The organism is Novosphingobium marinum (genome assembly GCF_013408095.1).
GTDB lineage: Bacteria > Pseudomonadota > Alphaproteobacteria > Sphingomonadales > Sphingomonadaceae > Novosphingobium > Novosphingobium marinum.
On record NZ_JACBZF010000002.1, the window covers coordinates 341,473 to 367,008 of the forward strand.

Genomic DNA, 25,536 nt, shown 5'->3' on the forward strand with positions numbered 1-25,536 from the left:
GCAAGGAAGCTCTTGCGCAGTTCATGGATGCCGACGTTGAATAGCCCCTAGATTTGTGGACGCCTTCTTTCCTAAATTTGAGGACAGGAGGCGACGATGGGGAAAGCTAATTTCAGTGACGAGTTCAAGCGTGATGCGGTGGCCCAGATCACCGAGCGCGGCTACCGGGTGGCGGAGGTTTCCGAGCGGCTCGGGGTCAGCCAGCATTCGCTGTATGCATGGAAGCGGCAGTTCGCACGGCGGCCCGAAGATGGGTCGAAGGATGCCGAGATCCGCCAGCTGAAGCGCGAGCTGCTGCGGGTGACCGAGGAGCGCGACATCCTAAAAAAAGCCACCGCGTATTTGACCTTTGGCCACTTCGTTCCACCAGGGATGCAAAGTGAGATACGCGTTCGTTGCCGAGCATCGCACGCTGTTCCCGGTGCGCGCGATGTGCCGGTGTCTGCGCATCCAGCCCAGCGGCTTCTACGCCTGGTTGAAGAAACCGCTGAGCAGACGGGCGAAGGAAGATGCTCGGCAGACCGAGCTGCTCCGGCAGGCGTGGGAAGACAGCGGCAAGGTCTATGGCTACCGCAAACTGCACGACGACCTGCTCGATCAGGGCGAGACTTGCTGCCCGAACCGCGTGGCGCGTCTCGCCAGTCTGGCGGGTATTAAAGCGAGGATCGGCTACAAGCGCAGGCCGGGCAGCTATGGTGGCAAGCCATCCAGGGTGGTCGACAATACGCTGGCCCGCCAGTTCGATGTCGCGGCACCCGACAAGACATGGGTGACCGACATCACCTACATCAGGACGCAGGAGGGCTTTGCCTATCTGGCGGTGGTGATCGACCTTTACTCCCGCCGAGTGGTGGGCTGGTCGATGCAGAACCGCCAGATGATCCAGACCTGGCGATCAAGGCAGGCAGACACCTATGCGAGGAATTGCTTGTAACATCGGGTGACTGGCGAGACACGGTTGGACCTGTTCTATAGCTTCTCGCGAAGCGCTTCATAAGGCGTTTTTCCTTTGAACGCGCCGTGCGGTCGATGGAAATTGTAGAAGCGCTCCCATTCATCGAGGCGTTCTTCGAGATCGACGTCGCCCTTGTAGGTGAGCAGCTGATAGAACTCCTGGCTGTCGGAGCGATGCGATCGCTCGACCTTGCCGTTGAGCTGAGGTGAACTGGGTTTGATGTAGGCGTGGCGGATTCCGAGGTCCTCGACGTGCCAGTGGAACTTCGCCTGGAACTCATGCCCATTGTCGGTGCGTATTTCCCGGATGCGGAAGGGGAACTTGTCGATGATGTGATTGACGAAGTCGATGGCGTTGGCCTGAGTATGCCGCTTGTAGACTTTGAGGGCGCGCACGCGGGTTGCATCGTCGATGGCAGTGTACTGGAAACGGCGGACCTTCTTGCCGCGCTTCCCGATTAGAGTCAGGAACTTGACATCCATCTGGATGTGGTGGCCCGGCACCTGCTTGTTATACCGCTTGGTATGGATTTTGCGAACGCGCGTGCCGCGTGGAAGTCGGTTCAGGCCGTGACGCCTGAGGATGCGATAGACGGTTGCATCCGACATTCGAACCGCATGATAGCGCGCCATGTACCACATGATCCGCTCGGGCCCGAGATGGTACTTCCTTCGGAGATGAAGAACTTTCTCCTCGACCTCCGGTGGCGTCTGGTTGGGCGACGATTTTGGAATGGGTTTGGCATTGGCCAGTCCAGCTTCCCCGTCTCGCTTATAGGCGCGCTTCCATCTGTAGAAGCTGGCCCGCCCAATGCCAAAGTAGCGGCAGGTCTTCGCCACCTGGCCGGTACGCTCGGCGTGCCGGAGCACCCGCAGCTTGCGTTGGATCTCGCGCTGATCTTCTTTCGTCATTCGAAACACCTCCTGCCCGATTAGGGCGATCATAAAGGTGTCTCGCGAGTCCCGGCATGGCTACAAGCGAGGATCGGCTACAAGCGCAGGCCGGGCAGCTATGGTGGCAAGCCATCCAGGGTGGTCGACAATACGCTGGCCCGCCAGTTCGATGTCGCGGCACCCGACAAGACATGGGTGACCGACATCACCTACATCAGGACGCAGGAGGGCTTTGCCTATCTGGCGGTGGTGATCGACCTTTACTCCCGCCGAGTGGTGGGCTGGTCGATGCAGAACCGCCAGATGATCCAGACCTGGCGATCAAGGCAGGCAGACACCTATGCGAGGAATTGCTCGAACCCCTTCAAGACCATTGGGGCAGGATTGCGATCCGGTCTGCGTATCGCTCGTGTGAGGTAAATGGCTTTTGCAATGCGATGCAGCGCAAGAAGAAGGCCGGCTACACCTGTGCTTCGAACGAGAGCAATTTCGCGGGGCACATCTGGGATCGCCTCGATGTGAACGGACACATGGGGGCGATGGCTTGTGTGGTCGTTCCCAGTTTCTGGGCCAATCACCAAGAGCAAGGCGATTGGCAGATACTCGCTCGATGGATCCACGAGCACCTCCCTTACTCAACGCTCTATTTCTTTCCGACCTATTGGGCATTCAATATCGGCTGGCATGAAAGCCCCAAAAAGAGCATCAAGAGCTACGCAGAGCCTGCCGGAACATTCACTCCCTGACGGAGAAGCAAATCAAGATTCGAGTCCCGAAAAAGGCATCGAACCAATGCATTAGACGGTTTTTGCGGGCCTTTTGCGGGCTCTTTGCATAAACCGAATTACCTAAATACCTGAAAATATTCAGAAAAATAGGCCGAATGTGATGCCTCTTCTGGCACCATTTGTTCTTCTCACGTTCTCCCAAAAAATCTATAAAATCCGCAGAGATCCTAGGGATTTGGCTCTTGGATCGTTCCGGAACGTCCCGCGAAATCTCGGGGGTTCCCGACATTTTTGCGGGCCTTTGCGAAAACTACATTGGGGAAAAGGCCCGCACATGCCTCTGACCGAAACCAGGCTTCGCGCCCTCAAAGCAAAAGACAAGCCCTACAAGGTTGCTGACCAGCGCGGCCTCTATGTCGAGGTTACGCCCGCTGGCAGCAAGCTATGGCGATTCAGATACCGGATCGGCAAGATTGAGAAGAAGCTCTCCATCGGCAGTTACCCCGAAGTCAGCCTCAAGCAAGCGCGAGACGCGACCTACGAGGCGCGTCAGGCTGTCGCTTCAGGTGGCGATCCAGCACTGGAGAAACGCAAGCGGAAGATTCGCGAGGAGTTTCTCACCGCGCAGACGTTTGAGACGGTCGCGCGCGAGTACATCGAACAGTTCATGGTCCAGAATGGTCGTGCCGAAGCCACGATCATCAAGGCCAACTACTTCCTCGATCAGCTGGCGCCTGCCATCGGCAACCGACCGATGAATGATATCGAGCCATTCGAGGTGCTCGCTCCGCTCAAACGGCTCGAAGCCACTGGCAAGCACGAGACTGCCAAGAAGTGCCGCTCATTCGCTGGCCGAGTATTTCGCTACGGTGTCGCCACCACCCGCTGCAAAGCCGACCCGACCAGTATGCTGAAAGGCGCACTCGTCACGCCGAGAGCGACACACTACGCGGCGATCCTTGAACCCAGCGAGCTGGGCGGGCTGCTGCGCGCAATCGACGACTATACCGGCTACATTGTCACGAAGTTCGCCTTGCAGATCGCTCCGCATGTGTTCGTACGTCCCGGCGAACTCCGGCACGCCGAATGGCATGAGTTCGACCTGATCGACGGTGTCTGGAAGATCCCAGCCGGGAAGATGAAGGCGCGCCGACCGCACGCGGTCCCGCTTTCGAAGCAGGTTGTCGGCCATCTCACCGACCTTGCCGAATTGCTCGGCTATGAGGGATACGTGTTACCGTCTGCCAGAAGCTCTAAGCGCCCCATGAGCGAGAACACGCTGAATGCTGCGTTCCGACGCATGGGCTTTTCGAAAGAGGAGGTCACCGCTCATGGTCTGCGGGCGACAGCGTCAACGCTCCTGAACGAGTCTGGCCTTTGGAATCCCGATGCAATCGAGCGGGCCCTTGCGCATGGAGACAGCAATGCAGTGCGCGGCATCTACCACCGCGGCAAGCACTTCGACGAGCGGGTGCGCATGGCCCAGTGGTGGAGTGACCACCTCGATGAGCTCAGGGCGGGAAGCAAGGTTATCAAGGCCAAGTTCGCGTAGGTTAAGGCAATGGTGGCAAGTGGGCTGATGCAACCACTTGTGGTTTAACGGAAGTGCAAAGCGCTTTGTGGGATCACCACCACAATTGATCCCCTGCTCTCCCGAACTGTGATGTGCTGACCTGAAATTGAACGATTTGAAGCGCACATAGAAGGTATCGCCAGATTGTTCGCATTTCCCGTTCGGGAAAATAACGATGCGCGATTGGGCTTTTAGCTAAAAATATCCTGTTCGGGTAAGTTCTCTTGCAATTGATCGGCAATCAGCATAGATTTCCCGTTCGGGAAAGGTAAAGCATATGCTCGACGTTGCCACTATCGGCCAGATCATTCGCGATGAACGCAAGGAGCTTGGACTGCGCCAAGACGAACTGGCTGCAGCAAGCGGAGTGGGCTTGCGCTTCCTTGTCGAGCTGGAGCGAGGAAAACCCACCGTCCAGATGGGCAAGGTGCTTGATGTACTTGCGGCCCTTGGATGCGAACTACAGATCAAGCGGCCCGACGGGATCGTGATCGCCGGTCAAATGGATGAGTCCAAGAAGGACAAAGCAGAGTGACGCTGCCGATCTTGGACACGCTGGCTGTCTGGTGGGGCGAGCGTCAGGCAGGCGAACTCTCCATCGACAAGGGCGGTGCGATGCATTTCGCCTATTCGCCGGACTGGCTGGCTGACGAAAAGGCCCCGGCACTTTCCCAAGCAATGCCAAAGCAGGAAGAGCCATTTGGCGATCATGCCTGCAAGGCTGTTTTTGGCGGTCTGCTTCCCGAAGAAGGCCAGCGCACGGCTATCGCTCGGGCACTTGGGGTTTCGCCCGATAATCCATTTCGTCTGCTTGAGGCCTTGGGCGGAGATGTTGCCGGTGCTCTCGCATTTTTACCTCAAGGAGAAGAACCGCTCCAAGAATTCTCCAAGTCCCCTCCAGAACCACTCCAGAAGGGCGCACTAGCAGAACTGCTCGATCGATTGCCTTCCGTACCCATGCTCGCAGGCGAGGGCGGCGCGAGGCTCAGCCTTGCAGGGGCTCAGAGCAAGCTGCCTGTGGTGCTCACTGCAGAAGGAGGCATCGCGATCCCACGTCCGGGCGAGCCCTCCACCCATCTGATCAAACCCGAGCCGGGCCGCTTTCCCGGCTTGGCCGCGAATGAAGCCTTCTGCCTCGCATTGGCGCGTGCCTTGGGCATTGATGCGGCCCATGCAGAGTGGCGAACTGCTGCGGGGAAGCCGTTCCTGCTGGTTGAACGCTATGATCGGATCTCGGTTGAAGGAAAAGCACGCCGACTGCACCAGGAAGATTTCGCTCAAGCACTCGGCGTGCCCTCGAACCGAAAATACGCTGCAGAAGGCGGCCCGACGTTCCGTGATAGCTTCGCGCTTCTACGCAGCGCGGCCACTCGCCCAGCGCGTGAAGTGCTGAAGCTAGCTGACGCTGCGATCTTCAATCTCATCATCGGCAATGCCGATGCGCACGCCAAGAATTACAGCCTGCTGAGACTTGAGAACGGCGAGGTGGTCCTTGCACCGCTTTATGATCTGGTCGCTACGCACATGTGGAAAGAACTTTCTTCAAAGCTCGCAATGCGATTTGGCCGTGCGGCAACCTTGGAGGGGCTCGACAGCGGGAATGTGGCGCGCTTCGCGGAAGAGGCTGGGCTGGGTGCGCCTTTCATTCGCCGCCGGGTGGCTGACCTTGCTGAAGCGGTGAGGGCGGAGACTGAGAAGGATGTTCAGGTGCCCGGAAATCCGCCTGAGGAAGTGGTCGTGCCGCTCGCAGAGGCATTATCGGCTCGTGCCAACATCGTTGCCTTGAGGCTCTTGGAGACATGAGGGTGCGGATCGGCGGTGCTAGACTGACGTTTCAAAAAACAAGCGGAATGATCGATGCAAATTTTCTCCATTACATTCTTGCTAAATACTTCTCTGTAAATTCAATTAACCGCCATTCAGATGGCAGGGGGCAATCCTGACGTCATTTCAGACCAATCCTTACAAGCTCAGCGACCTCATGCGCGAATGTCATGAGGGCAAACTGCAGCTGCCGGATTTTCAGCGTGGATGGGTTTGGGACCAGGATCGCATCACCGACCTTTTGGCTTCGATTTCCGAGGGCTTCCCCGTTGGTGCGCTCATGGCACCATTTGTTCTTCTCAATTAGCGCGTTTGGCTGGTTCAGGAGTGCACGTAGCTGTCCAGTGTGTCGTGAAGAAACCTGATCCTGCTTTCCTGGTATTCCGATGGCGAGATGCCGGGAGCGCCTCCGGCCTTGAGACCGCGCTGGATCATCGTGAAGTTCTGTTCGTCCTGGTCGAATATTTCTCCCAGCCCGCCAAGCTGCGGGGCCCTGGTCCAGCTATCGCCGGGATCGAGCCAGACGACCTCCGCCGGGTCGGGGCGGGGCTTTTCGTGTGGCGCTGCGTACAGGAGGTAGACTTCGAGGATTGACCGGTCAGGATCGCTGCCGAAGGGACGCAGGCGGTACACGATCGGCGTCCCATGCCCGACCCAGGGCATCAGGTTCGGGAAGACGTGATAGTTGATCGCATCGATGATCTCGCTCTTCGAATAGGCGCTGTAATCGGCACCGGTAAGGTCCGAGAGCATGCCGCGGATCGACTGCGCCATCATCTCCCGGGGGTCGATATCGCCATCGGCGGCTTCTTCGGGGCAGTTTGGCAGGAAGGCACGCAATGCCGCAACGGAGTCCGCCGTCGATGCGTTGGCCATCCGCGGGCTTGGCGCGCCGATGCTGGCGATCATCCTGCTGATATGGGGCGGCCAGACGTCGAGTTGCCCGTTGGTGTCTCCGGTGAAGGGAAGGGCCTGCGGATGGACTTCGGCCACGTGGTAGCCTTCGAGGAAAGCCTCGAGGCCTACCTTCCAGTTGCAGTCGATCACCTTGGCGACGTGCGCCCCGATGAAGCGTCTGGCCAGTTCCTCACCCAGCTTGTGCGACGAAAGGACGCCCAGGAACTGTTCCAGCGGCGGCGCGTCGGGATCCATCGTGATGAATACGAAGCCGCCCCACTTATCGACCTTGACCGGAACGAGCGTGGCCGTGCGCCCCCTGAATTGCGGAAAGTCCCACGAGGACGGCTGATCGACGAGCTTTCCGGACAGGTCGTAGGTCCAGCCGTGATAGGGGCAGCGCAACCGATCCGACGACGTGCATGCGCCAGCCGGAAGCAACTGCGTCCCGCGATGGAGGCAACTGTTGTAGAATGCGCGGATCGAGCCATCGTCGGCACGCAGAACGATGATGGAGTTGTCGACGATGTCGTAAACGATCTGGTCGCCCGGCTCGGAAATTTCCTCTTCGCGGCAGGCCATCTGCCAGACCTTGCGCCAGACTTTCTCGACTTCCCGCAAGTGCCATTCCTGCGAAAAGAAGCGCGCCTTGTCGATCTCGCGAACAGCGGTGTTATAGGGCGATTGCTCGAAAAGGTATTCCGGCGCGCCATCGTCATCTGCCTGCAGGACTTCGCCGACGCTGGGACTTTGTTCGGCATTCAGGTCCATTGTGACCCCCCGCGATTGCAATTGCAGCCAGACAAGGAATATTACCTTATAGTGTAAAGTTCAACCGGGCGGTCCGATGCGGGGTGATTTCGCCTGACAGCTTTCAGCGCGGCAGGGGCATGCTAGACTGGACGCCTGTGCAGCGAATTCTCTCGGAGTACTGACATAGCTTCGGATAGCGCGAAAAGAACGGAAGCCGCCAAGCCGGAAAGCGGACAGGGCCAGACTGGCGGCACGCGCAAGCCATACCGCAGCAGGGCCATCAGCGAGCGACGCGATCGCATCCTGAAAGCGGCGATGGCGCTGATCGCGGCAAGGGGCGTCGACGGCTTCAGCCTCGCCGACCTCAGCAGGCGCGCGCGCGTCGCGCAGAAGACCCTGTACAACAGTTTCGGTAGCAAGGAGGCGCTGATTTGCGCTGCGTTCGACTTTTTCCTGGAAGAGCAGGCCGTGCGCTTTCCCGCCACCGAAAAGCGAACGATGGCAGGGATCCTCGATCAATTGTACGAGCGCTGCTGCGACTTCATGCAAAACCGCGAGTGGGTGCGCGCGTCGAATTTCCTCTACTTCTCGTTCACCGTCGATGAAGAGATATACGGGACGCTGAAGGCGATGGCGTTGATCTATTTCGACCAGTTCCACAAGGTCTATGGCGATCATCCCGATTTCGTGACGAACAATCCGACCGAGTACCTCCGGCTTCAGATGGCCAATGCGGCGCATGGCACCGTCCACGACTGGCTGATGGGTCGCATTTCCGACCGCGTCTTTCCGGACGCGGTGTGCCTCGGCGTAGTCACGGCCATGATGTCGTTCGTTTCCGGAGACCTGCGTCGCGAAGCAGGACGGCTTGTCGAGCGATATGCGGCAAGGCTGCGCGACCAACCGCTACCTTCTCAGGACAGCGAGGCAAGCGCCTCGGGAGAATAGGGGAGCAATCCGGATGTCTCGCCGATCCTTATCTTTTCGACCCAGTTCGGATCGACCAGCATCGCTCGGCCGACGCCGATGAGATCGAAATCGCCGCGATCGAGCATTGCGATCACCCTTTCCAGGCTCTGCGGAGCGCTCGGTTTGCCATAGAGGCTTTCGATGAGTTCACGGTCGAGGCCGACCGAGCCGACGGTCATCACCCCCTTGCCGGTGAGGCGTTTGACCCAGCCGGCAAGGCTCAGTTCGCTGTCCTGAAACTCGGGTTCCCAGAACCGCCTTTGCGAACAGTCGAAGACGTCCACGCCCGCATCGACCAGCGGCGTCAGCAGCGTTTCGAGCTCGCCCGGATCGCTGGCCAGCCGCGCTTCGTAATCCTGTCCTTTCCATTGGGACAACCTCAGGAAGATAGGGAAGTCGGGGGCGGTTCGGCTGCGGCATTGCCGCACGATTTCCTCGCAGAAACGCACGCGTTTTCGCAAACTTCCGCCGAAGGCATCGGTCCTTCGGTTGGTTTCTGCCCAGAGGAACTGGTCGATGAGGTAGCCGTGCGCGCCGTGAATCTCGATACCGTCGAAACCCATTCGCCAGGCCGTTTCGGCTCCTTCGCCAAAGGCTTCGATGACGTCTTCGATCTGGGCGACGGTCATTTCCGGCTTGGCCTTCACCAGCGGCTGGCCCATTCCTCCCGCCAGGCCGGAAGGTCCGACATGACCTTCGTGAAGCGATCCGCTTTCCTGGTAGAGGTTTTCCAGTTCGGCCTTCACGAGCAGCCCCACGTGCCACAGCTGCGGCATCATCCGGCCTCCCGCTGCGTGGACCTGTGCGAGGATATCGGCCCAGCGGGCCAGCGCTGCTTCTCCGTGAAAGTCAGGACAGTCGGGATCGTTGGCCGCGCCCGGATGATTGACGTGGGTGCCCTCGGATATGATGAGGCCGGCGCCGCCTTCCGCACGGCGGCGATAATAGCCTGCCATGCCATCGCCAGGCACCCCGCCCGGAGAAAAGCAGCGAGTCATCGGCGCCATCACGAACCGGTTCGGAACCGTCATCGTACCGACGGTGAAGGGAGAGAAAGGATCGGTCATCGGATTATCGGCGAACGTCGGGGTCCGGCAGGCGAAGGCGCTGCAATGCGGTTCGCATCACACAGAACCTCATCAGGGCAGCCGCGTCCGCACGACAACGGCATCGTGAAATGCATCGAGATCGACCGGACAGTCGGCAAGGTCGCCTTCGATCGTCGCCCTTCCCGAAACGCACAGGTCGGTGATCAGCGTTTCGAGCGCTTCTCCGCTCTGTAGCGTCACCACCTGGCAAGCCGCGGGCCAGTCCATGGCGAACACGCAGTCGGCACTGTCTTCGGGATCGATCCCCCTCTGGACCGTTGCCTCTCCGGTTTCGAAGAACTGGATCCTGAACCCTGGCAGCGGCCCGTCGCGAAGCTGCATCGCGGGAGCATCCGAATATCGCTCGAGAAGCGTGAAGTTACGCGCTTCGCCTCGCCGGGCCGAGGCGGCCGTCGCGTCACGCGCTTCCTTTTCGAGGATGTCGAACCAGTCTTCGGAAAGATACGGTACCGTTTCCACCAGGCCCCCTCCCAACCCTGCAGTGACCCAATATTACCTAGCAATGTAAAAATTGATAGACCCAATCGGACACCGTGTTATCTTCCTGGCAGCGCAACCGACGCCGCTCGTCTGAGCGGGGAATTCCTTCCCCCGAAACGTTGGTTCGGAGGGCAGAGGCCAGATGACACAAGTGCGGACGAAAACGGACCTTGCCCGATCCTACCTCGATGACGGGGTGATTTGCGTGCCCGGACTGCTCGATCCGGAGAGCCTCGATCTGGCCGAAGAGGCATTTGGCTGGAGCCTCGACAATCCCAGTCCCGCCGCGCAGCGTCTGTTTCCCGACGCCGGCACGGTCTTCTACCAGGACCTGTTCAATACCTTGAGCTGGCCGCACTACATGCCACTGGTGCAGCGCGCGGGGCTCGGTCCCCTGATGGCTCGGCTCTGGCAATCGCGCGAAGTGTGGTTCTTCTTCGAACAGGTCTTTCACAAGGTCGGCGCGGGCCGCCGGACCCCATGGCATCAGGACACCTCCTATTTCCCGGTAGAAGGCGAACACCTGTCCGTGGTCTGGATCAGCCTCGACCGCGTTTCGAAGGAGCAGGCGCTCGAATTCGTGAGAGGATCGCACAAGGGCACGATCTTCAACGGTGCGGCTTTCACCGGCGATGACGATACCGCCCCGCTTTACGACGAAGGCGCGATGCCGCGCCTCCCGGACATCGAGGCTTCGCGCGCGGCGTACGACATCGTGTCGTGGGCGACCGAACCGGGCGATGGGATAATCTTCCACCCAAGCGTGCTTCATGGCGGAGGACAGACCGATGCCGGTGAGGAACGCCGGACCGTTTCGCTTCGCTTCTTCGGCGACGATTGTCGCTTCGTATCCCGACCGTCGGTCAGCAAGCAGTCGGCGGTCGGCTTCAACCGCAACGAGACCGGATCGCGCAACGTCGAGGAGTTCTACGAGGGGCTGTCCCCCGGCGACCTCTTCCGACACCCCGATTTCATCGCGCTGGAGGCAGCCTGAAATCTCGCCATCGGTCCTGTTCTCGCGCTGAGCCATGACAGCCCGGCGCGGCGGCGCTATGCGCAGGCCGGCATCAACGGGGAGAATCGCATGACCGTGCCGCAATCAAGGCCGCGCCGCAGTGTCCTGTACCTGCCGGCCTCGAACTCACGCGCGATCGAAAAGGCCCGGACCCTCGATTGCGATTGCGTCATTCTCGACCTTGAGGATGCGGTCGCTCCCGATGCGAAGGCCGAGGCGCGCGAGAGCGCGGTGGGTGCGGTACGCGACGGCGGCTTCGGTCGGCGAGAGCTCGTCGTTCGCGTCAACGGGATCGATTCGGACTGGAGCGCCGAGGACTGCGCGGCGCTCCGCGAGGCCGCACCGGATGCGGTGTTGTTGCCGAAGATCGACGATGGAGAAGCATTGCGGGCCTATCGCGCGATGCTCGGAGGCGACATCGCGTTATGGGCGATGATCGAGACCGCCCGGTCGATGTTGTCGCTCAGGGAAATCGCGCAGGCATCGAACGACTTCGGAGTGACGTGCTGGGTCATGGGGACAAACGACCTGGTAAAGGAGCTCGACGCCGTTCCGCCTGCCGATCGCTCGAGCCTCATGCCGTTCCTCGCCATGTCGGTGGCTGCGGCGCGCGGCTACGGGATCGAGATCATCGACGGGGTCTACAACGCGTTCGACGATATCGCAGGCTTCGAACGCGAATGCGCTCAGGGTGTAGCGCTGGGGTTCGGCGGCAAGACCCTGATCCACCCGCGCCAGATCGATCCGTGCAACCGCGCTTTCTCGCCGTCGGGCGAGGAAGTGGAATGGTCGCGCAAGGTGGTCGCAGCGTTCGACCGGCCCGAAAATGCCGACAAGGGCGCGCTCAAGGTCGAGGGTCGCATGGTCGAGCGGCTGCACCTGGCGCGCGCGCAAAAGGTGCTGGCCGTCACCGGCGAAGCCTGAGCGAACGCTACCTCAGTCTCCGGTAAAGCGCGGTTCGCGCCTTTCGAGCAGGGCGTTGATCCCTTCCATGTGATCGTCGCCGAGGTGCATCAGCGGCTGGGTGGAAGCGGCAAGGTCCAGCGCGGCATCGTATCCCAGCGTCTGGCCCTGCCGCATCATGCGCTTGGTAAGGCGTAACGCGTGCGGGGGCATCCTGGCTATGCGCTCGGCCAGTTCGAATGCCGAGTCCAGCAGCGCGTCCTGGCCGACCACGCGACTGACGAGGCCCCACTCGCAAGCGGTCCGCGCATCGATTATGTCTCCGGTGTAGAGCAGTTCGGCAGCGCGGGACGGACCGACGATCCGGGGCAGGATCCACGTCCCGCCGTCTCCCGGCACCAGGCCGATTTTTAGGAACGTCACGCCGAACCGCGCCTCGTCAGAAGCGATGCGCATGTCGCAAAGGCAGGCGACGTCGCAGCCCAGACCGATCGCCGGGCCGTTGACCGCGGCTATCAGGGGAACGTCGAGCCCGTGGATCGCGCGGGCGATGCGGTGGACGTTGGTTCGATAGAAGTTGCGCAGGTCCACTGCGCTGCCGCCGAACCCTTCGGTCCGGTCGCGCATTGCCTTGACGTTGCCACCGGCGGAGAAGGCGCGGCCCGCTCCGGTAAGGATTGCGCAGCGCACTTCGATATCGTCGTTCAACGCCTCGCAGGCTGCGGCGAATTCGGCTCCATCGCCTTCGGCACCCAGGGCGTTCAGCGTGTCGGGCCGGTCGAGTGTGAGTATCGCGACGTGGCCGCGCTTTTCGATCCTGAGAATAGCCAATTCGGTCTCCCTAGCCGCAAAGCTCCGGCTTAGCGGCAAGAGGAGCGATCAGGAACCGCCGGTTACTCGCCGGCGTCAGGATTTTCGCGCTTCCACTGCTTCTTGATCTTCTTGGCAAGGCTCCACTTGTGGACTTCGGTGGGGCCGTCGTAGATTCGGAAAGCGCGGATTTCGCGGAAAACCTGCTCGACGATGGTTTCCTCGGTCACGCCGGTCCCGCCCATTACCTGCACGCAGTTGTCGGCCACTTCCATCAGGGCTTCGGCAACCCAGGCCTTGGTCATGGAGCTTTCGGTCGTGCCGAGCGATCCGGTGTCCAGGACGCTGGCGCACCAGTCGATCATCAGTTCGGCCTGCTTGAGCAGTATCTTGTTGTCTGCGAGCTTGAAGCCCACGCCCTCATGGTCGATCAGCAGCTTGCCGAAGGCCTTGCGGCGGCAGGTGTAATCGACCGCGATCTCCTGCGCACGAATGCACGCACCAAGCCAGCGCATGCAGTGCGAAAGGCGGGCGGGCGACAGGCGGACCTGTGCGTAAGTGAAACCCTCGCCGCTCTCGCCGAGCATCTGGGTCGCCGGCACGCGCAGGTTGTCGATCGTCACGTTGGCGTGGCCGCCGGGCATCGAATTGTCGATCGTGTTGGGGACCCAGTCGATCCTGATCGCGGGGTCGGGGAGGTCGACAAGGAACATGCACGCGCCCTCGTCCGACTTTGCCATGACGATGCCGACCTTTGCGCCCTGTGCGCCGGTGATGAAGCGCTTTTTGCCGTTGATGACCCAGTGATTGCCGTCAGGCTTGCAGGTGGTGAACATCATCGAGGGGTCGGAACCGGCGCCGCCCTCTTCGGCGGGCTCGGTCATGAAAAAGGCCGAGCGCGCATCGCCGGACACCATCTTCCTCAGGAATTTTTCCTTCAGTTCCGGGCTGCCGACCTTGCCGAGCAGGTACATGTTGCCTTCGTCGGGCGCGCAGGTGTTGCAGGCTAGCGGCCCGAGCGGGGAAAGGCCCGAGCGAATGAGGACGACAGCGGTTTCGCGCTGCGAAAGATGCGAGCCGTCCTCGAGGATGTGCGGGGTGAGGACGCCGGCCGCGCGGGCCTTCTCGCGAAGTTCGGTGACCAGTTCCTCGGTTGGAGCGCCGTGATGGTCGCGACGGGAATCCTTCTCGTAGGGTATCACGACCTCGCGAACGAACCGCTCGACCTTGTCCGCGATCTCAGCGGTCTTCTCGGGGCCCACGCCTTCGTACGGTCCGGCGACTTCCATGATGATACCTTTCTTTTTCGTGTTTGGGCACGGTCGGAGTTGCGCAGCCGATAGGGTCGCGCCGCGCCGGCCGATACTGGTCATTTTGCAAGCCGCCGAACGCGGCCCGGGGCCGACAGGATACGGCCGGCCCAACAAGACTACTCGCGGGGAAGCGCTTTCTTTTCCTTGTCCGAACTCAATTCGGCGAGGATGTCGTCGGCGGGCGAGGATTTCGTCCCGTCCGGGAGTGCTCCGGCATTCGGTCGACGACCGACGATTTCGCCCATGATGTCGTCGGCCGAGGAGGTCCTGCCGCCGATCCCGGCTTCGAGGAGCTGGCGATCGAGGTCGGCGCCCGATTCCAGCGCCTCCAGTTCCTCGCCCGCTTCCAGCCGGGCGGCCATCTGCGCCTGGCGCTCGCGGATGCGGTCGAGCGAATTGACCGCGCTGCCCAGCTTTGAATTCACGCCGGAATGGGTCGAGGCGATCGCTTTCTGCGCCTTCTGCAGCGATTCGGTCGCCTTCACGCTTTCGACTTCGCGCTTCATGGCGGAAATGCGCTGCTCGGTCTCCTTCACCGTGCGCATCATCGCCTGCTGCTGTCTCTGCATCTGGTCGAGATCGGCCTCGTCGCGAGCGAGGTCGGTGCGCGTCGTCGCCACCCGCTCGGCAAGGCCGCGCGCAAGGTCCTCACGCCCGGCGTCCATGGCGGCGCGCGCATTATCGATGTCGCGCGATTCCTTGGAGCGCAGGTCCGCGATCCGCTTCTCGGTTCGCTTGGCGGTGGCCATCATGCCCGCAAGGTCGCTGCGCGCCTTGCGCAGCGCACTGTCGGCATCGCGCAGTTCCTGGTCGAGGATTCGCAGCGCCTGGCTGTCGACGACCGATTCAGCCGCCTCGTTCGCGCCGCCGCGAACGGCGGTGAAAAGCTTGCCCCAAACGCTCATGCCACTTCCCCCATCCGGGCTTCGTCGCCACCGGCTTCGATCCATTCGCCGACCCATTCCGCGGCATCGACCGCATTGGCGGCCAGTACCGCCACTTCCTCGACCAGCGCCTCGGCATCGGAAAGCGCAGAGAGAGAGCCGAACAGCTCGTACCATTCCGCACCGCCGACTTTCGTGAGGCCGAAAGTGGACAGCGGGATCAGCTTGTGGACCGAGAGCAACATCCGCTCGAACGACTCGCGGTTGGGAATATCGGCGGCAGGCGCGATCAGCACGCTCGCGAGGATCTGCTCGCCGCTCGCGGTCAGCAGCACGTCGAGGTCGCCTCGCTCCTTCAAGGTGACGCGAAGCACTTCGCTTTCCCCTTCGACCGTGACGTCCACATCCCCGAGAGCCTCGGGATCGGATGCGAAGAGTTCGGTCATGCCGGAGATGTCCCAGCCATGCGCCGGAACCGGCCAGTCTTCCTTCATCTTTGCTCCCTCGTCATGACAGCCCGCTTGCATGGGCCTTGCATCGCGGCCACTCTCTACATGAGGGCCAATCCTAAGCAAAGCATGACCTGATGCCGATCATCCGAACTATCTGGCAGCGCGTGTACATTGCCTTCGCGGAGCTTTCGTGGGCGGCGCTGGGGGCGGCATTCCTGCTTCACGGCATCGCGACATGGATCCTGCTGGCGGCGACGGGGGAAACCGACCTGACGGGCCATGCCGTCACGTTCCTCTATTACTACGTCACGACCGCGACGACCGTGGGATACGGCGACCTCTCGCCATCGGGGCAAGCGGGGCGCCTCGCGACGCTGATTTTCGTGCTGCCGGGATCGATTGCCCTGTTTACGGCCTTTCTGGGCAAGGCGGTCGCCGATATAGGTGCTTTCTGGAGGCGTAACTTGAACGGACTTGGCGATTTCGGCGACCGCGCGGGCCACACCATCGTTGTTGGATGGCAGGGCATGCGCACGCGCAAGCTGGTAGAGGGACTGCTCGACGATGCGCTTTCCGGAGAGAAGCCGATCCTGCTCGCGCCCGGTCTCGAGCACAACCCGATGCCCCAGCGCATCGATTTCATCCTTGCCGACAACCTGTCCGACGCGCTCAGCTTCAGGCGCGCCGGGGCGGAAGGGGCATCGGTGATCGTCGTGCGCGGGAAGGACGATGACGAGACCCTGGCTGCTACCCTGGCTGCCCGCGCCGCAGCGCCCGATGCCCGGGTGGTTGCGCATTTCGAGGATGAGGGCGCGGCAAAGCTCATTCGGCGGCAAGTCCATGGAGCAGAGGCGATAACCTCCGTATCCACAGATCTTCTCGTCCGCTCGGCGCGCGATCCCGGCGCGTCGCAACTGGCGGACCTCATGTTCTCGTCGCGCACCGCCGATACGGCATACTCGCTGCAAGTTCCCTCCGGCATTGCCCCGGTTGCGTACCTCGATGCGCTGGCGGCGCTCAAGCACGGCCATGACATGACGCTGATCGGGCTCAACAAGGCCGGCTCCGAAAAGGTCGATCTCAATTGCGCGAGCGACTGCACGATCGAAGGCGGCGACACGATCTTCTACATCGCGGACGAACGGTGCGATCCCCGTTCGCTCGACTGGGCCGGGGTGACGAAGCAGGTGGCAGCATGATCCGCAGCCTGTTCGGCGGCCGAAAGAAGGATTCGCTTCCCGAGGAGCGCGGGCCGTTCCGCTGCGCGATCAACGGGGCGTTCCATCTCGACACGCTGGGATTGCAGGCGTCGCTCGCGTCCGGCGAGCCTGCGATGGGCGCGCCGGAGAGCGGCAACTTCGTGGTCACTGCGATCGGCACGGCGCAGCTCGATGCGGGAGCGGAACTGACCCGGTATTACGACGACGAACACCGGATGCTGCAGGTGATCGCCCCGCCCGGCGCAGGACCTGAATCGATCGCGGACGTCAGCTTCTATGCCCCCTGGGACAGCGTCGTCCCGGCCGGACAAGGCGAATGGGACCGCTGGACCGGCGCGCGTGGCCTGATCGGCGCGCCGGAGTACGATGCGGACGGCATCCTGTTCACGCGCTACTGGGGAGAGGGCGAGGACCATGCGGACCTCGTCGAATTCGTCGAGAAGGTGGACGATGGCGAAACCGCGCGTGAAATCCACCAGCGTTGCATGCTCTACGCCCGACCCGTGGGGAAGGGGGAGGAGATGTTGCTCCTCAACATCGAACGGGACCTTGCCGTCACCGCGCGGCAACAAGGTTCTTCCATCGAGTTCCTGATCGGTTACGGTCTGGGCGCGGCCGACGTCCATCGAGTCTGAAAGATGGTCCTGAGGCGGATCGAGCGAGGGGGAAAGACATGTACGGATACGTAGCGGGCCTGCCGGCCTTCCTTGCCTACTTCGGAAGCGGCATTGTCCTCATTGCCTTGTTCGGCGCAATCTATTCGATGGTTACGCCGCACAAGGAATTCGCGTTGATGCGCGGTGGCAATGCGGCGGCGGCGGTTGCCTATGTCGGTGCGCTGATCGGCTTCAGCCTTGCGCTGGGATCGGCGGCTGCCAATTCGGTCTCGATCGTGGATTTCGTGATCTGGGCGGTCATCGGTGCCCTCGTGCAATTGCTGGCCTTTGCAATCGCCGCGCTGACCCAGAAGGGACTTTCGGCGCGCATCGCTGCCGGCGAAATGGCGGCAGGCGTCTGGGCGGGCGGTGTCGCGCTCGTCGTTGGGCTGCTCAATTCCGCCTGCATGACATACTGACCCTTGGCGGAGGAGCCGAAAATGGACCCCAACCGCAATCGCCGCCGCTTCACCAGCCGCAAGCGCCCGCGTCTCGTACTTGGCGGCATCGCCGTGGCGAGCATCGGGCTGTCGGGTTGCGGGCAGGAACCCGAGGTCACCGATGCGCGGTTCACCACGGTCAGCGAATGCACGAAGGCGGGATACCCGTCGGACCTGTGCCAATCGTCCTACAGCGCCGCACTTTCTGAGCATCAGCAGAGCGCGCCCGCCTTCCAGACGCGGGATGAATGCCGCGAAGAGTGGGGCGAGAACTCCTGTCAGCAGGTCTACCGCCCGACCGGCAGCGTCTTCATCCCGGCGCTTGCGGGCTTCGTACTTGGGCGCATGGCCCAGCGCGACTACATGCGCTACGGCTCGGCGAACTACTACGGAGGCGGCTACTACGGCACACCGATCTACCGCAATCGCGGCGGCGGGACAGTCACGGTCGGACGCGGCACCGGCGGGACGATCACCAAGACCCCGGTCAACGTGAACACCACGACGGTGGCGCGAAGCGGTTTCGGCGGGCGCGGCTTTTCGCGCGGCGGTTTCGGCGGCTGATCTGCCCGGCGGCGGCAATGCGGCGTATTCCGGTACCTGCAAGGCCCGACTGGCGGGACAAGGCCGCCGAGGCGGGGTTCGGCTTCCATGAAATGTACGGCGAACCCTATTGGGTCGACGACGCCGCTTATGCCTTCACACTAGCGCAGATCGAAGACGATATCGAGGCGCCCTCGGAAACGCTTCACGAGATGTGCATGGCGCTCGTCGAGGAAGTCGTCGCGGAGCCGAGGCTGCTCGAGCGCCTGAGCATTCCGCCTGACCGGCACGACCTGATCGTCGAGAGCTGGAAGAACGGCGACCGCCACCTCTACGGTCGCTTCGATCTTGCCTATCGCGGGGACGGGCCTGCAAAGCTGCTCGAATACAATGCGGACACGCCGACTTCGATCTTCGAGGCTGCCTATTTCCAGTACAACTGGCTTGTCGACCAGATCGAGGCTGGCGCGCTTCCCGACGGAACGGACCAGTTCAACTACCTGCAGGAAAGCCTCATCGAGGCATTTTCGACCATTCCGGCCGACCGGACATTCCACTTCGCCTGCTGGGAAGCGAACGAGGAGGATCGCGGCACCTGCGGTTACCTGATGGATTGCGCCGCGCAGGCCGGCCATGCGGTCGAGATGATCGATATCCGTGCAATCGGCGTGGACACGCAGGGACGCTTCAGCGACCGGTCCGACAGGACCATCGATCGCTGCTTCAAGCTCTATCCCTGGGAGGACATGCTGCGCGAACCTTTCGCCGCGCACCTGAAGCCGGGCATCTTCATCGAGCCGGCGTGGAAATCCATCCTCTCTAACAAAGCGATCCTGCCTCTGCTTTGGGAACGGCACGAAGGGCACGCGAACCTGCTTCCCGCCTACTTCGAGGGAGACCTCCGCGCCCGTGACCTGCCGCTTGCCGTATCGAAGCCCGTATTCTCACGCGAAGGGGAGAACGTGGTGGTGCTGGAGGACGGCAAGCCGGTGGAAAGCGTGCCCGGCGACTATGGCGACGAACCGCGCATCGTGCAGGCCTTCGAGCCGCTGTTCGAGGCCGAAGGCAATTACGCCGTGCTGGGAAGCTGGATCATCGGCGACCGGGCGGCGGGCCTGGGCATGCGCGAGGATGCCTCGCGCATCACGCGCAACCTGTCGCGCTTCGTGCCGCACGTGATCGAGTCGGAGTGATTTGCTTGCAGGCAGGGCTGCTTCGCGGCAGGATCGGTGAATGCGGCAGGCCTCGACCATCCTCGATTTCGACACGAAAGGCCGCGGCTTTCTTGAAATAACCGGGGCGGTGGGCGGCTGGCTCGACCGCACCGGCATCAGAGAGGGCGTGATCCACCTGCTTTGCCGCCACACCTCGGCGTCGCTCCTCATCCAGGAGAACGCCGCGCGCGCGGTTCGTACCGATCTTGCAGCGTGGTTCGACAAGCTCGCGCCGGAAGGCGACGACTACGCACACGATGACGAGGGACCGGACGACATGCCCGCGCACCTTCGCGCGACGCTTACCGGCGTGAACCTGTCGATCCCGGTCATGGGCGGGCGGATGGCTCTTGGCACGTGGCAGGGTATCTACCTTGCCGAGCATCGCCGGGCGTCACACAGGCGTCATATTGCGCTGAGCATGATTGGCGATTGAACGGGGCGGGAGGGGGACATGTCGGGTCGAGGCGGGGAACTGATAAAGCGACATAGGCTGTCGACGCGCATCTGGCACTGGACCAACGCCGTGACCCTGCTCGTCATGCTGATGAGCGGGCTCATGATCTTCAATGCGCATCCGCGCCTCTACTGGGGCGAATACGGTGCGAACTACGATGCGGCCTGGCTGGAGATTGGTCCGGTCGGGAACGAGGGACGTCTCAAGATCGGCTCGATGGTGGTCGAGACAACCGGTGTACTCGGCCGGTGGGAGGACCAGGACGGCAATATCCAGCGACGCGCCTTTCCCTACTGGTCGACCATTCCCTCGCGATACAGCCTCTCCGATGCACGGCTCTGGCACCTTGCCTTCGCGTGGGTCCTCGCCCTTGGATTGCTCGCCTACCTCCTGTGGTCGCTTTTCAACGGGCACCTGCGCCGCGACATACACATCACGGGCCGCGAGTGGCGGCCGTCGCACATCTGGCACGACGTGAAGGAACACGCGCGGCTGCGCTTTCCAACCGGTGAGGCCACGCTGCGGTACAATGTCCTGCAGAAGCTTGCCTATGCCGGCGTGATCTTCGTCCTGTTGCCGCTCGTCATCGTTACGGGGCTGGCGATGTCGCCAGGGACCGACGCGTGGGCACACTGGATCACCGGGGTGTTCGGGGGAAGGCAGACCGCGCGATCGATCCATTTCATCGTCGCATTCGCGCTCGTCGCCTTCTTTCTCGTCCATATCGCGATGGTCGTGCTTGCCGGTCCTTTCAACGAAGTGCGTTCGATGATCACGGGCCGCTATCGCCTGCCCAAGGAGAAAGGCGAATGAAGCGTCATGAGCTTGTCCTGTCGCGTCGCAAGTTGCTTGGTGCCGGAGCACTGGGAGCGGGCGGCCTCCTCCTTTCGGGATGCGACAGGCTGAATTCCAGTCCCGGCTTCCGTTCGCTGCTGAGCAATGCCGAAGACATGCACATGGGAAGCCAGCGGCTATTCAACCGCAATGCCCTCGCGCGCGAGTATACCGAGGCGGACATGTCCCCGCGCTTTCGCGCCAACGGCAATCGGGGCGTGACCGATGCTGCCTACCGTCAGGCGTTCGCCGGCGATTTCGCTGACTGGGCGCTGGTTGTCGATGGAGCGGTGAGCCGCCCCCTGCAGCTTCCGCTTGCTGCCCTTCAGTCGATGCCGCAACGCGAGCAGATCACCCGGCACGATTGCGTCGAGGGCTGGAGCGCCATCGGCAAGTGGCAGGGTCCGCAACTTGGTCGCGTGCTCGAAATGGCGGGGCTTTTGCCGAGCGCGCGGTACATCGTGTTCCACTGCGCCGATAGCTTCGGCTCGACGCCCTATTACGAGTCGATCGATCTGGTCGATGCCTTCCACCCGCAGACGATCCTGGCCTGGCGCATGAACGGCCAGATGCTGCCCGAGGAGCACGGCGCTCCCGTCCGCGCGCGAATCGAGCGGCAGCTAGGCTACAAGCACGCCAAGTTCGTCATGCGGATCGAGGCGCGCGAAGGCATTTCGGGTCTTTACGGCGGCAAGGGAGGCTACTGGGAAGACGCTTCCGACTACGCCTGGTACGCCGGGATCTAGCTGGCGAGCCGCAGGCCAGGCGAGGCTGCTTCCGCGTCCGCCAGGGGTTGGTCGGGCCAGATGCCGCGCGTATCGTAGACGATCTTGGTCGCGCGCTCGGCGAGCGGTACGACGCGGAAAATATCGTGGTCGACCAGCACGATCATGATCTGGCAACTTTCCAGCGCATCGTCGATGTCGATCAGCTTCGCGCCGGTATCGGTGAACTCGATGGGAAGCTCTGCCGCGTAGGGTTCGACCACGTGGATGCGATCCCCGAAACGGCGGGCGAGCGTTGCGGCGACAAGGCGCGCGGGACTCTCCCTGAAGTCGTCGATGTTGGCCTTGAACGCGAGTCCGAGGCAGGCAACCCGCGCCAGCGGGTTTGCCTCGACCAGCTTTTCGGCGTGGCGGATGACGTGGCGGATCTTGCCGTCGTTTACCCCGCGCGCGGTGCGGATCAGCGGGGTTTCCTCGGGCGCACCGTGGACGATGAACCACGGATCGACCGCGATGCAGTGTCCGCCGACGCCGGGGCCGGGCTGGAGGATATTGACGCGCGGATGCCTGTTAGCGAGGCGGATGACTTCCCAGACGTCTAGTCCCATGCGATCGGCAACGATCGAAAGTTCGTTCGCGAAGGCGATGTTGACGTCGCGATAGGCATTTTCGACGAGCTTGGTCATCTCGGCCGAGCGGGCGTCGGTCGTCACGCATTCTCCGCGGACGAACCGCTTGTAGAAGGCCAGCGCCTTGCGCGCGCAACGCGGAGTGATCCCGCCGATCGACCGGTCGTTGCCGGCGAGTTCTTCGAGGATGCGGCCGGGCAGGACCCGCTCGGGACAATAGGCGATCGAGATATCGGGAATCTCGCTGGTGAGACCCGGGCAGCGCAAGTCGGGCCGAGCCTCGGTGATAAGGTCGCGCAACGCCTCGGTCGTACCGACAGGCGAGGTCGATTCGAGGATAATTACGTCGCCCTGCTTCAGAACGGGGGCGATCTTGCGGCCAGCGTCGAGCACGTAGGAGATGTCGGGGGCGTGGTCCTTGTCGAACGGAGTCGGCACCGCGATCACGAAGACATCGGCTGCGCAAACCTCGGTCGAGGCGGAAAGCAGCCCTCGAGCTACAACGCCCTGCACGAGGCCGTCGAGGTCGACTTCCTCGATATGGATTTCGCCGCGATTGATCGTGTCCACCACCTTTTGCGACACGTCGAGCCCCATGACCCGGCAGCCGGCGCGGGCGATTATGGCGGCGGTGGGAAGTCCGATGTAGCCGAGCCCGACGACGCAGACGTCAGGTTTGGTTTCCGATTTCATTGGCGATGAGCTCCACGATCCGTTCGGAGGCATGGCCGTCCCCGAACGGGTTGTGGGCGCGTGCCATGGCCTCGTAAGCGGCCTTATCGTCGAGCAGGGTTGATATTTCGGTAACGATGGTCTCGGCGCAGGTTCCGACGAGTTTGGCGGTTCCCACGCCAACGCCTTCGGGACGTTCGGTCGTCTCTCGCATGACGAGCACCGGCTTGCCGAGCGCGGGGGCTTCTTCCTGCACGCCGCCCGAATCGGTCAGCATGACTTCGCATAGCGCCAGCAGCCGGGCGAAGTGCGGGTAATCCAGAGGTTCGATCATCGCGACGTTGCCGAGCCCTGCCAGAGCATCGTCCATGACGCGGCGGACGTTAGGGTTGGGGTGAACGGGAAAGATCAGCGCAACGTCATCTCGAGCGGCGATGCGGCGGATCGCATCCGCGATAGCTTCGAGGCCGCCGCCGAAGTTCTCGCGCCGGTGGCTGGTCACGCCCACGATGCGTTTGCCGGCAAAGCGCGTTTCCAGATCGGCGAGGCCTGACGCGAGTTCGGGCGACGCCTCGATCCGCTTCGTCACCCATTGCAGGGCGTCGATCACCGTGTTGCCGGTGACGTGCACTCGTGCCGGATCGACGTTTTCCTGGCGCAGCGCCCTTGCCGAGGTTTCGGTCGGCGCGAAATGCAGATCGGCGATGCCGCCGATGACCTTGCGGTTCACCTCCTCGGGCCAGGGATGGTAGATGTTGCCCGAACGCAACCCGGCCTCGACGTGGTCGACGGGCAGCTTGCGATAATAGGCGGCAAGCGCGCCGGTCATTGCCGTGGCGGTATCGCCCTGCACCATGACGCGGTGGGGCCTGACCTCGTCCATGACCCTGCCCAATCCCGTCAGAAGGTTCGCGGTCAGCGCATCGAGTGTCTGGTCGGGCTGCATCACGTCGAGGTCGAAGTCGGGAACGATCCCGGCGATGTCGATGACCTGGTCGAGCATGTCGCGATGTTGGCCGGATACGCAGACGACACATTCGAAGCGCGGGTCGGCCTTCAGCGCATGGACCACCGGGAACAGCTTGATCGCTTCGGGACGTGTGCCGAAGACGACGAGTATGCGGGTGGAAACGTTCGAAGGGGCCTTGCTCATGGAATCGCGCAATACAGTCCTAACGTTAACCGCGAAATAAGAGGCGGCAGGTAAGCAGGCTCCGACCGGCGCGCGTGGCGCGTTAACCGAAAGGCCTGCCTTGACCTACATGTATTCTCCCGGTGACGCAGCCAGCGCGACTCCCGCCGTCATCGGAGAGGCGACGGCCACACGCGTCGCGGTGATCGGACTGGGCTACGTCGGACTTCCGCTCGCCGTGGCGCTGGCAGGAAAATTCGACACCATCGGCATAGATATCGATGGCAGACGGATCGAGGAACTGGCCGGCGGCCACGACCGCACCGGCGAGATCGAGCGCGAACGCCTCGACGTTTCCGAGCTTGCCCTGCTCGCCGATCCGGTCGGCTGCCCGCCGTGCGATTTCTACATCGTGACAGTGCCGACGCCCATCGATGGCGCCAATCGCCCCGACCTGCGGATGGTGGAAGCGGCATCGCGGACGGTAGGCGCGATGCTTCCCGCAGCCGTGGCGGAAGGCCGGGTACCCGTCGTGGTCTACGAAAGTACGGTCTATCCCGGTGTAACCGAGGAAGTCTGCGGACCGCTTCTGGAAGCGGCGTCCGGCCTCGAATGCGGGACCGACTTCTTCCTCGGCTACAGCCCCGAACGCATCAATCCGGGCGACCGCGAACATACGATCGACAAGATCACCAAGGTCGTGTCGGGTCAGACGCCCGAAGTGCTCGACCGGGTGGCCGACCTCTATGGCGCGATCACCAGCGGCGGCGTGTTCCGTGCCGCTTCGATCAAGGCCGCCGAAGCGGCCAAGGTGATCGAAAATGCACAGCGCGACATCAACATCGCCTTCATGAACGAGATCGCCCAGATCTTCAGCCGGATGGATCTGTCTGTCTGGGATGTCCTCGCCGCGGCACGAACCAAGTGGAACTTCCTTCCTTTCGCGCCCGGACTTGTCGGCGGACATTGCATAGGGGTCGATCCCTACTACCTCTCGCACCGCGCCGAGCAACTGGGGCTCGATCCCCGCGTGATCCTTGCAGGACGCGGCATAAACGACACGATGGCGGGTTGGGTCGGGCGAAAGCTGCACGAGGTACGCGGCGAAAAGGCGGGTTCGGTCCTCGTGCTCGGCCTGACGTTCAAGGAAAATATCCCCGACCTGCGCAACTCCAAGGTCGCGGACCTCGTCTGTACGCTCGGCCGCTTGGGCCATGGCGTGACCGTTCACGATCCGCATGCCGACGCGGACGAAGCGATGCACGAATACGGCATCCCGCTGGTGGCCGATGCGCTTGAACGCAGCTATGACCTTGTCGTGCTGGCAGTCCCTCACGGCGCTTATGTCGGCCTCGACACGGCACAGGTGCGAGCGTTGGTGGCCGAGGGCGGCACGCTGGCCGACCTGAAGGGCGTGATCGAAGGCGCCGACTGGACGCTTTAAAGCAGGAGATTT

The 25,536-nt window shown here is 62.3% G+C and carries 27 protein-coding genes and 2 pseudogenes; 19 read left to right on the forward strand and 10 right to left on the reverse strand.

Annotated features, from left to right (window positions below):
- Positions 1-96: 96 nt before the first annotated feature.
- Positions 97-877: pseudogene (locus tag FHS75_RS06285) on the forward strand (IS3 family transposase); the annotation flags it as partial.
- A 92-nt stretch (positions 878-969) separates the two neighbouring features.
- Here FHS75_RS06285 and FHS75_RS06290 read toward each other — a convergent pair.
- Positions 970-1,866 (reverse strand): IS481 family transposase, encoded by an 897-nt coding sequence (locus FHS75_RS06290; RefSeq protein ID WP_179406847.1) that lies wholly within the window; start codon positions 1,864-1,866, stop codon positions 970-972.
- A 60-nt stretch (positions 1,867-1,926) separates the two neighbouring features.
- Here FHS75_RS06290 and FHS75_RS06295 point away from each other — a divergent pair.
- The 6 genes and pseudogenes from FHS75_RS06295 to FHS75_RS06320 form a co-directional block, all read left to right on the forward strand.
- Positions 1,927-2,148 (forward strand): annotated as a pseudogene (locus FHS75_RS06295) (DDE-type integrase/transposase/recombinase); the annotation flags it as partial.
- A gap of 137 nt (positions 2,149-2,285) precedes the next feature.
- Complete coding sequence (locus FHS75_RS06300) at positions 2,286-2,594, forward strand: hypothetical protein (RefSeq protein WP_179406848.1); 309 nt, start codon at positions 2,286-2,288, stop codon at positions 2,592-2,594.
- A gap of 316 nt (positions 2,595-2,910) precedes the next feature.
- The gene (locus tag FHS75_RS06305; protein WP_179406849.1) at positions 2,911-4,128 is read left to right on the forward strand and encodes a tyrosine-type recombinase/integrase; all 1,218 of its coding nucleotides are present in this window, start codon (positions 2,911-2,913) and stop codon (positions 4,126-4,128) included.
- 298 nt (positions 4,129-4,426) lie between these two features.
- The gene (locus FHS75_RS06310) at positions 4,427-4,684 is read left to right on the forward strand and encodes a helix-turn-helix transcriptional regulator (protein ID WP_179406850.1); all 258 of its coding nucleotides are present in this window, start codon (positions 4,427-4,429) and stop codon (positions 4,682-4,684) included.
- Complete coding sequence (locus tag FHS75_RS06315; protein WP_179406851.1) at positions 4,681-5,952, forward strand: type II toxin-antitoxin system HipA family toxin; 1,272 nt, start codon at positions 4,681-4,683, stop codon at positions 5,950-5,952. The genes FHS75_RS06310 and FHS75_RS06315 overlap by 4 nt, the downstream gene beginning before the upstream one ends.
- 178 nt (positions 5,953-6,130) lie before the next feature.
- Positions 6,131-6,280 (forward strand): DUF262 domain-containing protein, encoded by a 150-nt coding sequence (locus tag FHS75_RS06320; protein ID WP_179406852.1) that lies wholly within the window; start codon positions 6,131-6,133, stop codon positions 6,278-6,280.
- A gap of 14 nt (positions 6,281-6,294) precedes the next feature.
- On the opposite strand, the gene FHS75_RS06325 is transcribed toward FHS75_RS06320, so the two are convergent.
- A complete protein-coding gene (locus FHS75_RS06325; protein WP_179406853.1) occupies positions 6,295-7,641 on the reverse strand; it encodes an aromatic ring-hydroxylating oxygenase subunit alpha in 1,347 nt (448 codons plus the stop codon).
- A gap of 285 nt (positions 7,642-7,926) precedes the next feature.
- Here FHS75_RS06325 and FHS75_RS06330 point away from each other — a divergent pair, with 285 nt between their 5' ends.
- Entirely contained in the window at positions 7,927-8,571 is a 645-nt protein-coding gene (locus tag FHS75_RS06330; RefSeq protein WP_268234556.1) for a TetR/AcrR family transcriptional regulator, read from the forward strand.
- Here FHS75_RS06330 and FHS75_RS06335 read toward each other — a convergent pair.
- Positions 8,538-9,659 (reverse strand): NADH:flavin oxidoreductase, encoded by a 1,122-nt coding sequence (locus tag FHS75_RS06335; protein WP_179406855.1) that lies wholly within the window; start codon positions 9,657-9,659, stop codon positions 8,538-8,540. The two genes, FHS75_RS06330 and FHS75_RS06335, sit on opposite strands and share 34 nt — an antisense overlap.
- A gap of 72 nt (positions 9,660-9,731) precedes the next feature.
- A complete protein-coding gene (locus FHS75_RS06340; RefSeq protein WP_179406856.1) occupies positions 9,732-10,160 on the reverse strand; it encodes a hypothetical protein in 429 nt (142 codons plus the stop codon).
- 163 nt (positions 10,161-10,323) lie between these two features.
- On the opposite strand from FHS75_RS06340, the gene FHS75_RS06345 reads away from it, so the two are divergent.
- Positions 10,324-11,175 carry a phytanoyl-CoA dioxygenase family protein gene (locus tag FHS75_RS06345; protein ID WP_179406857.1) on the forward strand — a complete coding sequence of 284 codons (852 nt, stop codon included), beginning with the start codon at positions 10,324-10,326 and terminating at the stop codon, positions 11,173-11,175.
- Positions 11,176-11,265: 90 nt separating this feature from the next.
- On the forward strand, positions 11,266-12,120 hold the full coding sequence (locus FHS75_RS06350) for an HpcH/HpaI aldolase/citrate lyase family protein (protein ID WP_179406858.1): 855 nt from the start codon (positions 11,266-11,268) through the stop codon (positions 12,118-12,120).
- 12 nt (positions 12,121-12,132) lie between these two features.
- On the opposite strand, the gene FHS75_RS06355 is transcribed toward FHS75_RS06350, so the two are convergent.
- The 4 genes from FHS75_RS06355 to FHS75_RS06370 all read right to left on the reverse strand — a co-directional run bounded on the left by FHS75_RS06355 (position 12,133) and on the right by FHS75_RS06370 (position 15,600).
- Complete coding sequence (locus FHS75_RS06355; RefSeq protein ID WP_179406859.1) at positions 12,133-12,930, reverse strand: crotonase/enoyl-CoA hydratase family protein; 798 nt, start codon at positions 12,928-12,930, stop codon at positions 12,133-12,135.
- Between the two features lie 62 nt (positions 12,931-12,992).
- Complete coding sequence (locus FHS75_RS06360) at positions 12,993-14,198, reverse strand: acyl-CoA dehydrogenase family protein (protein WP_179406860.1); 1,206 nt, start codon at positions 14,196-14,198, stop codon at positions 12,993-12,995.
- 140 nt (positions 14,199-14,338) lie between these two features.
- Positions 14,339-15,127: a PspA/IM30 family protein gene (locus FHS75_RS06365; RefSeq protein ID WP_179406861.1), complete on the reverse strand. Its 789-nt coding sequence runs from the start codon at positions 15,125-15,127 to the stop codon at positions 14,339-14,341.
- A complete protein-coding gene (locus FHS75_RS06370) occupies positions 15,124-15,600 on the reverse strand; it encodes a DUF2170 family protein (RefSeq protein WP_179406862.1) in 477 nt (158 codons plus the stop codon). Before FHS75_RS06370 ends, FHS75_RS06365 begins: the two co-directional genes overlap by 4 nt.
- A 92-nt stretch (positions 15,601-15,692) precedes the next feature.
- Between FHS75_RS06370 and FHS75_RS06375 the strand changes: the two genes are divergently transcribed.
- The 8 genes from FHS75_RS06375 to FHS75_RS06410 are packed head-to-tail and all read left to right on the forward strand — an operon-like array spanning position 15,693 to position 21,668.
- On the forward strand, positions 15,693-16,757 hold the full coding sequence (locus FHS75_RS06375) for a potassium channel family protein (RefSeq protein ID WP_179406863.1): 1,065 nt from the start codon (positions 15,693-15,695) through the stop codon (positions 16,755-16,757).
- On the forward strand, positions 16,754-17,413 hold the full coding sequence (locus tag FHS75_RS06380; protein ID WP_179406864.1) for a DUF2491 family protein: 660 nt from the start codon (positions 16,754-16,756) through the stop codon (positions 17,411-17,413). The genes FHS75_RS06375 and FHS75_RS06380 overlap by 4 nt, the downstream gene beginning before the upstream one ends.
- 38 nt (positions 17,414-17,451) lie before the next feature.
- Positions 17,452-17,853, forward strand: a complete 402-nt coding sequence (locus FHS75_RS06385) for a DUF350 domain-containing protein (protein ID WP_179406865.1) — start codon at positions 17,452-17,454, stop codon at positions 17,851-17,853.
- Between the two features lie 21 nt (positions 17,854-17,874).
- Positions 17,875-18,438: a DUF1190 domain-containing protein gene (locus tag FHS75_RS06390; protein ID WP_179406866.1), complete on the forward strand. Its 564-nt coding sequence runs from the start codon at positions 17,875-17,877 to the stop codon at positions 18,436-18,438.
- A gap of 17 nt (positions 18,439-18,455) precedes the next feature.
- Positions 18,456-19,610 (forward strand): glutathionylspermidine synthase family protein, encoded by a 1,155-nt coding sequence (locus tag FHS75_RS06395; RefSeq protein ID WP_179406867.1) that lies wholly within the window; start codon positions 18,456-18,458, stop codon positions 19,608-19,610.
- Between the two features lie 40 nt (positions 19,611-19,650).
- Positions 19,651-20,067 carry a secondary thiamine-phosphate synthase enzyme YjbQ gene (locus FHS75_RS06400; RefSeq protein WP_179406868.1) on the forward strand — a complete coding sequence of 139 codons (417 nt, stop codon included), beginning with the start codon at positions 19,651-19,653 and terminating at the stop codon, positions 20,065-20,067.
- Positions 20,068-20,085: 18 nt separating this feature from the next.
- Entirely contained in the window at positions 20,086-20,901 is an 816-nt protein-coding gene (locus FHS75_RS06405) for a cytochrome b/b6 domain-containing protein (protein ID WP_179406869.1), read from the forward strand.
- On the forward strand, positions 20,898-21,668 hold the full coding sequence (locus FHS75_RS06410) for a molybdopterin-dependent oxidoreductase (protein WP_179406870.1): 771 nt from the start codon (positions 20,898-20,900) through the stop codon (positions 21,666-21,668). The genes FHS75_RS06405 and FHS75_RS06410 overlap by 4 nt, the downstream gene beginning before the upstream one ends.
- Here FHS75_RS06410 and wecC read toward each other — a convergent pair.
- On the reverse strand, positions 21,665-22,969 hold the full coding sequence (gene wecC / locus FHS75_RS06415; RefSeq protein ID WP_179406871.1) for a UDP-N-acetyl-D-mannosamine dehydrogenase: 1,305 nt from the start codon (positions 22,967-22,969) through the stop codon (positions 21,665-21,667). The genes FHS75_RS06410 and wecC overlap by 4 nt on opposite strands.
- Positions 22,947-24,101 (reverse strand): non-hydrolyzing UDP-N-acetylglucosamine 2-epimerase, encoded by a 1,155-nt coding sequence (gene wecB, locus FHS75_RS06420; RefSeq protein ID WP_179406872.1) that lies wholly within the window; start codon positions 24,099-24,101, stop codon positions 22,947-22,949. The genes wecC and wecB overlap by 23 nt, the downstream gene beginning before the upstream one ends.
- Before the next feature lie 109 nt (positions 24,102-24,210).
- On the opposite strand from wecB, the gene FHS75_RS06425 reads away from it, so the two are divergent.
- Positions 24,211-25,524: a nucleotide sugar dehydrogenase gene (locus FHS75_RS06425; RefSeq protein ID WP_179407405.1), complete on the forward strand. Its 1,314-nt coding sequence runs from the start codon at positions 24,211-24,213 to the stop codon at positions 25,522-25,524.
- Positions 25,525-25,536: the final 12 nt, after the last annotated feature.

Bases quoted from the DNA above. Each gene is read 5' to 3' on its own strand.
- FHS75_RS06310 (WP_179406850.1), top strand. From the start codon at position 4,427: ATGCTCGACGTTGCCACTATCGGCCAGATCATTCGCGATGAACGCAAG.
- FHS75_RS06390 (WP_179406866.1), top strand. From the start codon at position 17,875: ATGGACCCCAACCGCAATCGCCGCCGCTTCACCAGCCGCAAGCGCCCG.
- FHS75_RS06345 (WP_179406857.1), top strand. From the start codon at position 10,324: ATGACACAAGTGCGGACGAAAACGGACCTTGCCCGATCCTACCTCGAT.
- FHS75_RS06320 (WP_179406852.1), top strand. From the start codon at position 6,131: ATGCGCGAATGTCATGAGGGCAAACTGCAGCTGCCGGATTTTCAGCGT.
- FHS75_RS06360 (WP_179406860.1), bottom strand. From the start codon at position 14,198: ATGGAAGTCGCCGGACCGTACGAAGGCGTGGGCCCCGAGAAGACCGCT.
- FHS75_RS06400 (WP_179406868.1), top strand. From the start codon at position 19,651: ATGCGGCAGGCCTCGACCATCCTCGATTTCGACACGAAAGGCCGCGGC.
- FHS75_RS06425 (WP_179407405.1), top strand. From the start codon at position 24,211: ATGTATTCTCCCGGTGACGCAGCCAGCGCGACTCCCGCCGTCATCGGA.
- FHS75_RS06300 (WP_179406848.1), top strand. From the start codon at position 2,286: ATGCAGCGCAAGAAGAAGGCCGGCTACACCTGTGCTTCGAACGAGAGC.
- FHS75_RS06325 (WP_179406853.1), bottom strand. From the start codon at position 7,641: ATGGACCTGAATGCCGAACAAAGTCCCAGCGTCGGCGAAGTCCTGCAG.
- FHS75_RS06385 (WP_179406865.1), top strand. From the start codon at position 17,452: ATGTACGGATACGTAGCGGGCCTGCCGGCCTTCCTTGCCTACTTCGGA.
- wecB (WP_179406872.1), bottom strand. From the start codon at position 24,101: ATGAGCAAGGCCCCTTCGAACGTTTCCACCCGCATACTCGTCGTCTTC.
- FHS75_RS06335 (WP_179406855.1), bottom strand. From the start codon at position 9,659: ATGACCGATCCTTTCTCTCCCTTCACCGTCGGTACGATGACGGTTCCG.
- FHS75_RS06370 (WP_179406862.1), bottom strand. From the start codon at position 15,600: ATGAAGGAAGACTGGCCGGTTCCGGCGCATGGCTGGGACATCTCCGGC.
- FHS75_RS06290 (WP_179406847.1), bottom strand. From the start codon at position 1,866: ATGACGAAAGAAGATCAGCGCGAGATCCAACGCAAGCTGCGGGTGCTC.
- FHS75_RS06350 (WP_179406858.1), top strand. From the start codon at position 11,266: ATGACCGTGCCGCAATCAAGGCCGCGCCGCAGTGTCCTGTACCTGCCG.
- FHS75_RS06410 (WP_179406870.1), top strand. From the start codon at position 20,898: ATGAAGCGTCATGAGCTTGTCCTGTCGCGTCGCAAGTTGCTTGGTGCC.
- FHS75_RS06375 (WP_179406863.1), top strand. From the start codon at position 15,693: ATGCCGATCATCCGAACTATCTGGCAGCGCGTGTACATTGCCTTCGCG.
- FHS75_RS06305 (WP_179406849.1), top strand. From the start codon at position 2,911: ATGCCTCTGACCGAAACCAGGCTTCGCGCCCTCAAAGCAAAAGACAAG.
- wecC (WP_179406871.1), bottom strand. From the start codon at position 22,969: ATGAAATCGGAAACCAAACCTGACGTCTGCGTCGTCGGGCTCGGCTAC.
- FHS75_RS06405 (WP_179406869.1), top strand. From the start codon at position 20,086: ATGTCGGGTCGAGGCGGGGAACTGATAAAGCGACATAGGCTGTCGACG.
- FHS75_RS06395 (WP_179406867.1), top strand. From the start codon at position 18,456: ATGCGGCGTATTCCGGTACCTGCAAGGCCCGACTGGCGGGACAAGGCC.
- FHS75_RS06380 (WP_179406864.1), top strand. From the start codon at position 16,754: ATGATCCGCAGCCTGTTCGGCGGCCGAAAGAAGGATTCGCTTCCCGAG.
- FHS75_RS06365 (WP_179406861.1), bottom strand. From the start codon at position 15,127: ATGAGCGTTTGGGGCAAGCTTTTCACCGCCGTTCGCGGCGGCGCGAAC.